At 70.1% G+C, this 12,001-nt stretch carries 10 protein-coding genes; 6 read left to right on the top strand and 4 right to left on the bottom strand.

Annotated features, from left to right (window positions below):
* Window positions 1–2 precede the first annotated feature (2 nt).
* The 4 genes from xdhB (at window position 3) to AC1D01_RS08080 (ending at window position 5,287) form a co-directional block, all read left to right on the top strand.
* Window positions 3–2,297, top strand: coding sequence for a xanthine dehydrogenase molybdopterin binding subunit (xdhB, locus tag AC1D01_RS08095; protein ID WP_477865542.1), 2,295 nt, complete (start codon window positions 3–5; stop codon window positions 2,295–2,297).
* Between the two features lie 209 nt (window positions 2,298–2,506).
* Window positions 2,507–3,760, top strand: coding sequence for a GNAT family N-acetyltransferase (locus AC1D01_RS08090; RefSeq protein ID WP_477865541.1), 1,254 nt, complete (start codon window positions 2,507–2,509; stop codon window positions 3,758–3,760).
* Between the two features lie 79 nt (window positions 3,761–3,839).
* The gene (xdhC, locus tag AC1D01_RS08085) at window positions 3,840–4,631 is read left to right on the top strand and encodes a xanthine dehydrogenase accessory protein XdhC (protein WP_477865540.1); all 792 of its coding nucleotides are present in this window, start codon (window positions 3,840–3,842) and stop codon (window positions 4,629–4,631) included.
* Between the two features lie 110 nt (window positions 4,632–4,741).
* A complete protein-coding gene (locus tag AC1D01_RS08080; RefSeq protein ID WP_477865539.1) occupies window positions 4,742–5,287 on the top strand; it encodes a ferritin-like domain-containing protein in 546 nt (181 codons plus the stop codon).
* A gap of 3 nt (window positions 5,288–5,290) precedes the next feature.
* On the opposite strand, the gene AC1D01_RS08075 is transcribed toward AC1D01_RS08080, so the two are convergent.
* Window positions 5,291–6,592, bottom strand: coding sequence for a glycerate kinase type-2 family protein (locus tag AC1D01_RS08075; RefSeq protein WP_477865538.1), 1,302 nt, complete (start codon window positions 6,590–6,592; stop codon window positions 5,291–5,293).
* A 20-nt stretch (window positions 6,593–6,612) separates the two neighbouring features.
* Here AC1D01_RS08075 and AC1D01_RS08070 point away from each other — a divergent pair, with 20 nt between their 5' ends.
* On the top strand, window positions 6,613–7,527 hold the full coding sequence (locus tag AC1D01_RS08070; protein WP_477865543.1) for a glutaminase: 915 nt from the start codon (window positions 6,613–6,615) through the stop codon (window positions 7,525–7,527).
* A 4-nt stretch (window positions 7,528–7,531) separates the two neighbouring features.
* Here AC1D01_RS08070 and AC1D01_RS08065 read toward each other — a convergent pair whose 3' ends face one another.
* The 3 genes from AC1D01_RS08065 to ppc all read right to left on the bottom strand — a co-directional run bounded on the left by AC1D01_RS08065 (window position 7,532) and on the right by ppc (window position 11,467).
* Window positions 7,532–7,981, bottom strand: a complete 450-nt coding sequence (locus AC1D01_RS08065; protein WP_477865537.1) for a hypothetical protein — start codon at window positions 7,979–7,981, stop codon at window positions 7,532–7,534.
* Window positions 7,968–8,516, bottom strand: a complete 549-nt coding sequence (locus tag AC1D01_RS08060) for a hypothetical protein (RefSeq protein WP_073463427.1) — start codon at window positions 8,514–8,516, stop codon at window positions 7,968–7,970. Before AC1D01_RS08060 ends, AC1D01_RS08065 begins: the two co-directional genes overlap by 14 nt.
* Before the next feature lie 95 nt (window positions 8,517–8,611).
* Window positions 8,612–11,467, bottom strand: a complete 2,856-nt coding sequence (gene ppc / locus AC1D01_RS08055) for a phosphoenolpyruvate carboxylase (protein ID WP_477865536.1) — start codon at window positions 11,465–11,467, stop codon at window positions 8,612–8,614.
* Between the two features lie 118 nt (window positions 11,468–11,585).
* On the opposite strand from ppc, the gene hemC reads away from it, so the two are divergent.
* Window positions 11,586–12,001, top strand: a 416-nt coding sequence (gene hemC / locus AC1D01_RS08050) for a hydroxymethylbilane synthase (RefSeq protein ID WP_477865535.1), incomplete at its 3' end; no start/stop codon positions are given.

Genomic DNA, 12,001 nt, shown 5'->3' with positions numbered 1-12,001 from the left:
GCATCAGCCGGCCGCACGAATCGGCGCACCTGCACGTCGCCGGCGAGGCCGCCTACATCGACGACCTGCCGGAGCTCGCCGGTACGCTGCACGCGGCGCTCGGGCTGTCGCCGATCGCGCATGGCCGGCTGCTGGCGATCGACCTCGCGGTGCTGCGCGCGCAGCCGGGCGTCGTCGCGGTGCTGACCGCGGCCGACATCCCCGGCCCGAACGACTGCGGGCCGATCCTGCACGACGACCCGATCCTCGCCGACGGCGAGCTGCGCTATCTCGGCCAGCCGGTGTTCGCGGTGATCGCGTCGACACGCGATGCGGCGCGCCGTGCCGCGGCGCAGGCGAGGGCGGTGCTGAAGGTGGAGGCGCGGCAGCCGGTCCTGACGCCGCAGGCCGCACACGCGGCCGGCGCCTACGTGCTGCCGCCGATGCACCTCGTGCGCAGCACGCGGGAGGGCGGCGCGCGGGCGGCCATCGACGCGGCGCCGCACCGCCTGAAAGGCACGCTGGACGTTGGCGGCCAGGAGCAGTTCTACCTCGAGGGCCAGATCAGCTACGCGATCCCGAAGGAAGACCGCGGCCTGCTGCTGCACTGCTCGACGCAGCACCCGAGCGAAATGCAGCACCTGGTGGCGCATGCGCTGCAACTCAGTTCGCACCATGTGCAGGTCGAGTGCCGGCGCATGGGCGGCGGCTTCGGCGGCAAGGAATCGCAGTCGGCGCTGTTTGCCTGCGTCGCGGCGGTGGCGGCGCAGAAGCTGCGCCGGCCGGTCAAGCTGCGGGTCGACCGCGACGACGATTTCCTGATCACCGGCCGGCGCCACTGCTTCTGGTACGAGTACGAGGTGGGCTACGACGACGACGGCCGCCTCCTCGGCAGCGAGGTCACGATGGTGTCGCGGGCCGGCCATTCGGCCGACCTGTCGGGCCCGGTGATGACGCGCGCGCTGTGCCACTTCGACAACGCCTACTGGCTGCCCGATGTATCGATGCACGGCTTCTGCGGCAGGACCAACACGCAGAGCAACACCGCTTTCCGCGGCTTCGGCGGGCCGCAGGGCGCGATCGCGATCGAGAACATCATCGACAGCGTCGCGCGTGCGCTCGGCAAGGATGCGCTGGACGTGCGGCGGGTCAACTTCTACGGCACCGACGCGAATCGGACGACCCCGTACGGCCAGTCGGTCGACGACAACATCCTGCACGAGTTGTGCGCGCAGCTCGAGGCCGACAGCGGCTACCGCGCACGCCGCGAGGCGGTTGCCGCGTTCAACCGAGTGAACCCGGTGCTGCAGCGCGGCCTGGCGTTCACGCCGGTCAAGTTCGGCATCTCGTTCAACGTGAAGCACCTGAACCAGGCCGGCGCGCTGGTGCACGTGTACAGCGATGGCTCGATCCTGGTGAACCACGGCGGCACCGAGATGGGCCAGGGGCTGAACACCAAGGTGGCGCAGGTGGTGGCGCACGAGCTGGGCGTCGGCTTCGAGCGGGTGCGCGTCAGCGCGACCGACACGCACAAGGTCGTCAACACCTCGGCCACCGCCGCCTCCACCGGCAGCGACCTGAACGGCAAGGCGGCGCAGGATGCGGCGCGGCAGATCCGCGCGCGGCTCGCCGACGTCGCCGCGCAGCGCCTCGCCTGCCGCGCCGACGAGCTGCATTTCGCGAACGACGAGGTGATCGGCCCGGCCGGGCGCATCGGCTTCGCCGAGCTGGTGATGCAGGCCTACCTGGCACGCGTGCAGCTGTGGTCCGACGGCTTCTACGCGACGCCCGGCCTGCACTGGGACAGCGCCACGCTGACCGGCCGGCCGTTCTATTACTTCGCGTACGGCGCGGCCGTCAGCGAGGTGTTGGTGGATACCCTGACAGGCGAGTGGAAGCTGCTGCGCGCCGACGTGCTGCACGACGCCGGCCGCTCGCTGAACCCGGCCGTCGACCTCGGCCAGGTCGAGGGCGCGTTCATCCAGGGCATGGGCTGGCTGACCAGCGAGGAGCTGGTGTGGCACCCGCAGACCGGGCTGCTCGCGACGCACGCGCCGAGCACCTACAAGATCCCGACCGCGAACGACTGCCCGGCCGTCTTCAACGTGCGGCTGTACGACGGCGAGAACGTCGAGGACAGCATCCACCGCAGCAAGGCGGTCGGCGAGCCGCCGCTGCTGCTGCCGTTCTCGGTGTTCTTCGCGATCCGCGATGCGGTGTCGGCGCTCGGCGGGCACCGTGTCGACCCGCCGCTGCGCGCGCCGGCGACGCCGGAGGCGATCCTCGACGCGATCACCGCGGTGCGTGCCGCCGTCTGACAGCCACCAGACGCAAGCAGACGCAACCGAACGCAACGTGGTCGAGCAAACAGCGCAAGACGGGCCGTATTCGTGCGGTATTCACGCACGAACCCCCGGGGCGAGGGAGACGGCAAAAGTGCTGCCGTCGATATCCTTGGCGTCGATTCGCAGGCGTCCGCACCGGGCGCCGATGTCCGGTCGATCCTCCGCGAGCTCCAGCCGTCTTCATGAGCGCCACCTCTTCTGCTTTCGCCCCCGTTGCCACGCCCCCCGCTTCGCCGGTGGTGTTCTCGCGGGCGRCCGCCACCGACAGCCAGCTGATGAAGGGCTGGGACGGCCTGCTCAGCGACAGCGGGCATGTCTACCGCATCTACCAGTCGCCGGAGTGGTGGAACCACCTGGTCGCCACCCGACCGGCCGACGACCTGCTGCTCGGCGTGCTGCCGGCGCAAGCGGGCACCGAGGTCGGCGTGGTGCCGATGGACGTGCAGCCGTACCCGCTCGCGTTCTCGGCCGGCCGCTGGACCTTCGCATCGCTGAAGCTGCGCGCGGCGCACCTGCTGGGCGGCGCGCCGCTGGTGGCCGGCCGGCCGCAGGCGCTGGCCGATGTGGTCGAGCGGCTGTGGCGCGAGCGCCCCGACCTGGACGCGCTGTTCCTGAAGGGCATTCCCGCCGGCTGCAGCGCCTGGGCCGGCTGGGAGGCGCAGCTGCGCCAGCGCGGCGGTTCGCTGCTGTACAGCGAGCACGGCAAGCGCCCGCTGTACACGATCGCGCTGCCCGAGACCTTCGACGCCTACCTGGCGCGCTTCGGCAGCAAGAAGCGCTACAACCTGCGCCGCCAGGTGCGGGTGCTGGAAGAGCAGATGCCGGGGCTGGAGCTGATCCGCGTCGATGCCGAGGAGCAGGTGGCCGAGTTCGTGCGCCAGGCCCAGCACATCGCGAAGCGCACCTGGCAGCACCAGGCGATCGGCCCGCTGGGCATCGAGCGCGACGACATCGCGCTGCGGCTCACCGACCTGGCACGGCGTGGCCTGTTGCGCAGCTACGTGCTGCGCAGCGGCGGGCGGGCGCTGGCCTTCGTGCTGGGCTACCAGGGGCGCGGCGTGTTCCATTACGCCGACATCGGCCACGACGCGGAGCTGTCGAAGTTCAGCCCCGGTACCGTGCTGCTGTACCGGCTGATCGAGGACCTGATCGCGCACCAGCGGCCGCAGACGCTGAACTTCGGCATCGGCGTGTCGGAATACAAGCGCCAGTTCGCGACCGAGGTGCGCGAGGAGACCTCGCTGCTGATCCTGCGCGACACGCTGCGCAACCGGCTGCGCGTCGGGCTGCACGGCGGCTGGCGCGGGCTGCTGACGAAGGCCAAGTCGCTGCTGCGCCGGCCCAAGCTGGTGCTGGCCGGCGTGCTGACGCACGAGGCGGTGTACGAGTTGGTGGGCACGGTCATCAACGCGCCGCTGCCGGTGCTCGTGGGCTGACCCGAACGCCGTTCGCGCTGAGCCTGTCGAAGGGGCGGGCTGAGCCCGTCGAAGCCCTGCTCGCACGGAGGCTGCGGTGGTGAGCGCGCTGCGCGACGCGGCGCGTGCATTCCTCGAAACCGGCGTTCCCGCGATGGACGTGCAGGTGCTGTCGCACCGCGGCTCGGTGCCGCGCGAGGCCGGCACGCACATGCTGGTGACGCGCGACGCGGTGCTCGGCACCATCGGCGGCGGCCACCTCGAACTGACGGCGATCGCGCAGGCACGGCAGCGGCTCGCCACCGGCGACACCAATTCCCATGACGCCGAGTTCGCGCTCGGCCCCTCGCTCGGCCAGTGCTGCGGCGGCGCGCTGACGCTGCGCACCCAGCGGCTCGGCGACGCGGTGCTGGCCGCCTGGCCCGACAGCGCGCCGCGCTTCTTCGTGCAGCTGTACGGCGCCGGCCATGTGGGCCGCGCGATCGTCGCGCTGCTGGCCGGCATCGATTGCCGCGTGCAATGGATCGACGAGCGCGACAGCGAGTTCCCCGAGCACCCGTTGCCGCCGCACATCGAGCGCATCTGCGTCGAGCCGGTGGAAGCCGAGGTGGCCCAGGCGCCGCCGGGCGCGCACTACCTGGTGCTGACGCACAGCCACGACCTGGACCTGCGCATCACCGAGGCCATCCTGCGCCGCGGCGATTTCGCGTACCTCGGCCTGATCGGCAGCCGCACCAAGCGCGCGCGCTTCGTGCATCGCTTCGAGGAACGCGGCGTGCCGGCCGAGGCGATCGGCCGGATGACCTGCCCGATCGGCGTGCCGGGGATTGCCGGCAARGAACCCGAGGTGATCGCGGTGGCGGTGGTGGCGCAGCTGCTGCAGCAAGGCTGAGCCGGCGCGGCCCAGTCCTACAGGCAGGGCCGCTGCCTTCCGATGCCCGGCGGTGCAGATGCTTCCTACAGTGAAGGGATCCGCAACCCTGACCCCGAACGGAGATGGCCATGCACGACAAGAACGCCCGCGAGGGCAAGGCCCTGCGCCTGGACGAGACCGCGATCGAAGCCGCACGCAAGCGCACCGAGGACGGGGCCGTGACGCCGAGCTACGGCCCGTGGCGCGACGACATCGTGCTGCTGCTGAACGGCGCGCTGGCCACCGAGCTGGTCTGCGTGCTGCGCTACAAGCGCCACCATTTCACCGCGCACGGCATGTCGTCGCCGGCGATCGCGGCCGAGTTCATGGTGCACGCGAACGAAGAGGCAGCGCATGCCGACCTGATCGCCGAGCGCATCGTGCAGATCGGCGGCGAGCCCGATTTCTCGCCGAACACCTTGCTCGAACGCAGCCATGCCGGCTACGACGAGTCGTCTGACCTGAAGGCGATGATCCGTGCCAACCTGGTGGCCGAGCGCGTCGCGGTGGAAACCTACCGGCAGATGATCACGCTGATCGGCGACAAGGATCCGACGACGCGCCGCATGCTGGAAGGCATCCTGCACGACGAGGAAGAGCATGCCGACGAGATGAAGGACCTGCTGGAGCAGTGATCCTCAGAGCACCAGCAGCGCGCGGAAGTCGTTGACGTTGGTGAAGGTCGGCCCGGGGACCACCAGGTCGCCGAGCGGCGCGAAGAAGTCGTAGGCGTCGTTGCGATCCAGTTGTTCACGCGCGCTGAGGCCCTGCGCCTCGGCGCGCGCCAGCGTGTCGGGCGTGACGATCGCGCCGGCGTTGTCTTCCACGCCGTCGATCCCGTCGGTGTCCGCCGCCAGCACGAACACACCCGGTTGCCCCTGCAGCGCGATCGCACAGCCGAGCAGGAACTCGGTGGCGCGCCCGCCGCGGCCGCCCTTGCTGGCGACCGTCACCGTGGTTTCGCCGCCGGACAGGATCACGCAGGGCGTGCGGAACGGCTGCCCGCGCCGCGCGACCTGCCGCGCCAGCGCCGCGTGCACCTTGCCGACCTCGCGCGATTCGCCCTCGATCTCGTCGCCGAGGATGTGGGCCTCGATGCCCGCGGAACGGGCGAGTGCCGCGGCCGCCTCGAGCGACTGCTGCGGCGTCGCGATCATCCGCAGCTCGTGCCCGGCGAAGCGCGCATCGCCGGGTTTCGGCGTCTCGAACGCACCGCTCTCCAGCCCGGCGCGCGCGGCCGCCGACACCTCGATGCGGTAGCGCGCGAGGATCGCCAGCGCATCGGCGCAGGTCGTCGCATCGGGCACCGTCGGGCCGCTCGCGATCACCTCGGGCGAATCGCCCGGCACGTCGGAGATCAGCAGCGTGATCACCCGGGCCGGTGCGCACATCGCCGCCAGCCGTCCGCCCTTGATGGCCGACAGGTGCTTGCGCACGCAGTTCATCTCGTCGATCGCCGCGCCGCTCTTCAGCAGCGCCTTGTTGATCGCCTGCTTCTCCTCGAGCGTGACGCCGTCGGCCGGCAGCGCGAGCAGCGCCGAGCCGCCGCCGGACACCAGGCACAGCACCAGGTCGTCGGCGGTCAGCCCTTGCGCCAGCGCGGCGATGCGCTGCGCCGCCTGGCGCCCGGCCGCATCGGGCACCGGGTGGGCGGCCTCGACGACCTCGATGCGGCCCGGCCTCGCGCGGTAGTCGGACGGCACGTGGTCGTAGCGCGTCACCACCAGCCCCGACAGCGGCGCATCGGCGGGCCACAGCGCATCCAGCGCCTGGGCCATCGCGCCGCCCGCCTTGCCGGCCCCCAGCACGAGCGTGCGCCCGCGCGGCGGCGGCGGCAGGAAGGCGCCCAGCGCCTGCGCCGGCAGGGCCCGCGCGACCGCGGCGTCGTACAGCGCGCGAAGAAATCCCCGGGGATCGGTGTGCGGCGAGGGTGCAGTCATGGCCCAATTATCGGATGGCCATCGACATGCAGGCGGTGCTCGACCGCATCCACGACGAAGCGCAACCGCTGCTCGAGCAGGGCGAGGTGGCGCGCTACATCCCCGAACTCGCCAAGGTGCCGAAGCAGCGCTTCGGCATGGCGGTCAGCATGCTCGACGGGCGGCTCTACACCGTCGGCGATGCGCGCGAGGATTTCTCGATCCAGTCGGTCTCGAAGCTGTTCTCGCTGACGCTCGCGTTCCAGCTGGTCGGCGACGCGCTGTGGGAGCGGGTCGGCCGCGAGCCGTCGGGCACCGCGTTCAACTCGCTGGTGCAACTGGAGACCGAGCAGGGCAAGCCGCGCAACCCGTTCCTGAACGCCGGCGCGCTGGTCGTGACCGACGTGCTGAGCACCCGTTTCGTGCAGCCCGAGATGGCGCTGGTGGAGTTCGTGCGGCGCCTGTCGGGCAACCCGGCGCTGCAGTACGACGATGCGGTGGCGCGCTCGGAGCTGGCCACCGGCTCGCGCAACCGCGCGATGGGGCACTTCATGCACAGCTTCGGCAACCTGAAGAACCCGGTCGACGCGGTGATCGAGGCCTACTGCCGGCACTGCGCGATCCGCATGAACTGCGTCGACCTGGCACGTGCGGTGGGCTTTCTCGCGAACGGCGGCGTGAGCCCGGTCAACGGCGAGCGGGTGCTGGACGCGAGTTCGGCGAAGCGGCTGTCGGCGCTGATGCTGACCTGCGGCACCTACGATGCGGCGGGCGATTTCGCGTACCGCGTCGGCATCCCGGCCAAGAGCGGTGTCGGCGGCGGCATCGTCGCGCACATCCCGCGCACGCTGGGCGTGTGCGTCTGGTCGCCGGGGCTGGAGCACACCGGGAACTCGCTCGCGGGCAGCTTCGCGCTGGAGCGGTTCACGTCGCTGATCGGGCAGTCGCTGTTCTGAAGCTTTACCTGCTCAAGGACCTCAGGCGATCCATGGCGAGTCCTGCCACGGCGCTCACCAGCCGAATCGTGATGCCGTCGCCCAATGCCACGGGCACGGCGGTCTGTACGGCATACGGATACCAGCGGTTGGAGAAACCCAGCACCTCAGGCTGCACAGGCATCAGGTCGAAGAGCAGCCCGGACGCCTTGTGCACCCAGCGGCAAATCACATCGCTGCTGGCGTCTCGCGCGAATCCAAGCTGCGCCACCTGTTCCTCGATGCGATAAAACGTGGATCGGTTGGCGTTCACCACGGCGTCCACGTCGCGGGTCGCACGCACGCTGTCGGCCAGTGGATCGGTCACCAGCAGACCGGCCACGGCACCACCGACAAACACCACTTGCTCGCGCAGTTCGCACAGTGCTTCGGCGATGCGGCGCAGATGAGGAAGATTGGGGTCATCGACTCGCATCGATAGCTCCCGAATCGAACTGCATCAGTTCGGTTTCCATCAATTTGGCGGCCAGCAAACGCTCGCGTGCACGCCCTGTGCGCAAGGCATCCAGCAGGGCGAGCAGGCGATGCAAGGCGGGGTCGGCGAGGGCCGCCTGCGGTGCCGTTCGATAGAGAGGTGACAGTGTGGGACCTTTGGCGCTGCCGGTGGGGTGTGCCCATACCGGGGCCTCGCTCTGGGCAGCCGTCAGCATGCTGGCCAAGGGCTCGACACCGAAAGCCGTCGGCACGCCGCGCTTGACCGGCCCGGGTGTGGTCGGCCAGATGTAGCGCACGCCGTGCAGCATGAACTCCAGCAAGCTGGGTCGCACCGGCGACCACTCGCCACGCCCTGGCGCCACTGCGAGGCCGGACGCCACGGCGCGTTTCACGCTCGCATGCGTTTCCGAGGCGCTCATGGCCAACGCCTCGCCAAGCGCGGCATAGGTCCAACGCTGCGGCGGGTGCGCCGCTGCCTTCAACAGCACCAGCAGATCTTGCGGTTTGAGTTCCATCGTCCGGCCATATTCGCTATTCGCGAATTGCGAATATCGCCGATGAGGTCATGTCCTGGCAAGCCCTGGCTGCTGCTGTTCATGCAGCAGCAAATTCAGCCGGTGTTCCTCAACCCCGCCGCCACCCCATTGATCGAGATGTGGATCCCGCGCTGCACCCGCTCATTCGCCGGATCGCCCTCGCGGCGCTGCCGGTAGCGCCGCATCAGCTCGACCTGCAGGTGGTTCAGCGGGTCGAGGTACGGGAAGCGGTGCTCGATCGAGCGCGCGAGAGACGGGTTCGACGCGAGCCGATGCTTCTCGCCGGTGACCAGCGACACCGCGTCGCTGGTGCGCTGCCACTCGGCCTGGATCAGCCCGAAGATCTTCTTGCCCAGCTTCTTGTCCTCGACCAGGTCGACATAGCGCGCCGCGATGCCCAGGTCGCTCTTGGCCAGCACCATGTCCAGGTTCGACAGCAGCGTGCGGAAGAACGGCCACTGCTTGTGCATGCGCTGCAGCAGCACCAGTCGCTCCTTGCGCTGCGCCGGCTGCTTGCCGAGGAAGTGCTCGATCGCCGAGCCGAAGCCGCACCAGCCCGGCAGCGCGACGCGGCACTGGCCCCAGCTGAAGCTCCACGGGATCGCGCGCAGGTCCTCGATCGCGCGCGTGGCCTTGCGCGAAGCCGGGCGCGAGCCGATGTTCAACTCGGCGATCTCGCGGATCGGCGTGGCCGAGAAGAAGTAGTCGGTGAAGCCCGGGGTCTCGTAGACCAGCTTGCGATAGGCCGCCATGCTGGCCTCGCTGATCGCCGCGGCGGCGTCCAGGAAGCTCTTCGGCGCGCTCTTGGTCGGGTGCAGCAGCGTCGCCTCGAGCGTCGCGGCCACCAGCGTTTCGAGGTTGCGCCGCCCGATCTCCGGGTGCGCGTACTTCGACGAGATCACCTCGCCCTGTTCGGTCAGCCGGATCTGGCCGTTCACCGTGCCCGGCGGCTGCGCCAGGATCGCCTGGTAGCTCGGGCCGCCGCCCCGCCCGACGGTGCCGCCGCGGCCGTGGAACAGGCGCAGCGTGATGCCGTGCTGCTCGCCCAGCCTGCCGAACAGCTCGACCAGCGCGATCTCGGTGCGGTACAGCTCCCAGTTGCTGGTGAACGAGCCGCCGTCCTTGTTGCTGTCGCTGTAGCCGAGCATCACGTCCTGCTCGCGGCCGGAACGCTTGATCAGGTCGGCCACGCCCGGCAGCGCGTAGTAGTCGCGCATGATCGGCTCGGCGTTGCGCAGGTCGCCGATGGTCTCGAACAGCGGCGAGACGATCAGCTGGCACACGGCGGCATCGTCCAGCGTGCCGTGCATCAGCCCGGTCTCCTTCTGCAGCAGCAGCACCTCCAGCAGGTCGCTGACGTCTTCGGTGTGCGAAATGATGTAGTGGCGCAGTGCCTCGCGGCCGTAGCGGTCGAGCATCTTCAGCGCCGCCTCGAAGATCGCCAGTTCGCCGACGCTGTGTTCCGAGTACGCCGCGCCATGCACGCGCAGCGGACGCGCGTCGTTCAGCAGCTTCATCAGCAGCGTGCGGCGCGCCGGCTCGTCGAGCGCGCTGTAGTCGGCTTCGATCTTCGCCGTCTTCAGCAGCTCGGCGACCACCGCCTCGTGCTTGTCCGAACTCTGGCGCAGGTCGACGGTGGCCAGGTGGAAGCCGAACACCTGCACCGCGCGCATCAGCGGGCGCAGGCGCGGCGCGATCAGCGCATCGGCATGGTGCGAGCGCAGCGAGGTCTCGATCACCTTCAGGTCGGCCCCGAAATCGTCGCTGCGGCGGTACGGATCCTGCGGCGCCACCGCATGGCGCAGCGCCTCGGTGCCGGTGAAGGCCTGCAGCGTCGCGGCGAGCCGCGCGTACATGCCGATCAGTGCGCGGCGGTAGGGCTCGTCCTCGCGGTGCGCGTTGTGGTCGGGCGAGCGCTCGGCCAGCGCCTGCATCTCGGGCGTCACCGGCGCGAGCGTGGCCGAGATCGACAGCTCCGCCCCCAGCTCGTGCACCTCGGTCAGGTAGAAGCGCAGCACCGTCTCGCTCTGCCGGCGCAGCGCCATCTGCAGCGTCTCGGCGCTGACGTTCGGGTTGCCGTCGCGGTCGCCGCCGATCCAGTTGCCCATGCGGAAGAACGGCGCGATCGGGTGGCCGGGCAGCGCCTCCTCGATCTCCTGGTACAGCTTGGGGATCTGGCGCAGGAAGGTCGACTGGTAGTAGCTGAGCGCGTTCTCGATCTCGTCGGCCACCGTCAGCTTGGTGTAGCGCAGCATGCGCGTCTGCCACAGCTGCGTGACGCGGGCGCGCAGCAGCGCCTCGTTGCCGGCCAGCGCGCGTGCGCCGTGCAGCTCGTCGCGCTGGCCCACCAGCTCGGCGATGGCCCGCTCGGCGTCGAGGATGCTCTTGCGCTGCACCTCGGTGGGGTGGGCCGTCAGCACCGGCGAGATGAAGGCGCGCTGCAGCACGCCGGCGATGTCGGCGGCGCGCACGTCGGCCTCGGCCAGGCGCTCGAAGCTCATCGCGAGCGAGCCTTCCTGCAGGTGGCCCTGGCGCTCGTGGTGCTCGCGCCGGCGCACGTGGTGGCGGTCCTCGGCGATGTTGGCCAGGTGCGAGAAGTAGCTGAAGGCGCGGATCACGCTGACCGTCTGGTCGCCGCTCAGGCTCTTCAGCAGGCGGTCGAAGGTCTTGCCGGCCTGCGCGTCGCGCTTCAGGCGGTACGCCACCGACAGCTGGCGGATGCGCTCGATCAAATCGAACGCGCCCTGGCCCTCCTGCTCGCGGATCACGTCGCCGAGGATGCGGCCGAGCAGGCGGATGTCGTCGACCAGCGGGCGGTTCTTGTCGGCAGCCTCGGCAGCGCTGCTGCGGCCCGGCTTGGACGAGGCCTTGCGGGCAGCGTTGCGGACGGGGGAGACGTGGGACTTGGGGGCAGGTGTGGCACGTGGCATCTTTGTCCTCAGGGCCTCGTCGAGGCTGTAACTTGGTTACGAAGCGCGATGGTATCAGCGCGGCAACGGGGATCAGTCATATCGTTCAGGCAAGAGATGGGCCTGATAGCATTTGCCGATGTCTTCGCTGCCCGAACCCCTCGTCATCGCCACCCGCGAAAGCCGCCTCGCCCTGTGGCAGGCCGAACACGTGCGCGACCTGCTGCAACAACGTTTCGGCCTGCGCGTCGAACTGCTGGGCATGACGACCCGCGGCGACCAGATCCTCGACCGCACGCTGTCGAAGGTCGGCGGCAAGGGCCTGTTCGTCAAGGAGCTGGAAGCCGCGCTCGAAGACGGCCGCGCGCACCTCGCGGTGCATTCGCTGAAAGACGTCCCGATGGACCTGCCGGCGGGCTTCGAGCTGGCCGCGGTGCTGGAGCGCGAGGATCCGCGCGACGCCTTCGTCTCGAACCACCATGCGACGCTCGATGCATTGCCGCAGGGTGCCTGCGTCGGCACCTCGAGCCTGCGCCGCGTCGCGCAGGTGCTGGC

The organism is Rhizobacter sp. P3_B12, assembly GCF_056402895.1.
The sequence above is the reverse complement of the archived record's forward strand: the minus strand, read 5'-3'. Positions and strand labels throughout refer to the sequence as shown.

What these genes read in the sequence shown, in the direction of transcription:
- ppc (WP_477865536.1), bottom strand. Translation starts at nt 11,467, where the DNA reads ATGCCACGTGCCACACCTGCCCCCAAGTCCCACGTCTCCCCCGTCCGC.
- AC1D01_RS08060 (WP_073463427.1), bottom strand. Translation starts at nt 8,516, where the DNA reads ATGGAACTCAAACCGCAAGATCTGCTGGTGCTGTTGAAGGCAGCGGCG.
- AC1D01_RS08065 (WP_477865537.1), bottom strand. Translation starts at nt 7,981, where the DNA reads ATGCGAGTCGATGACCCCAATCTTCCTCATCTGCGCCGCATCGCCGAA.
- AC1D01_RS08080 (WP_477865539.1), top strand. Translation starts at nt 4,742, where the DNA reads ATGCACGACAAGAACGCCCGCGAGGGCAAGGCCCTGCGCCTGGACGAG.
- AC1D01_RS08075 (WP_477865538.1), bottom strand. Translation starts at nt 6,592, where the DNA reads ATGACTGCACCCTCGCCGCACACCGATCCCCGGGGATTTCTTCGCGCG.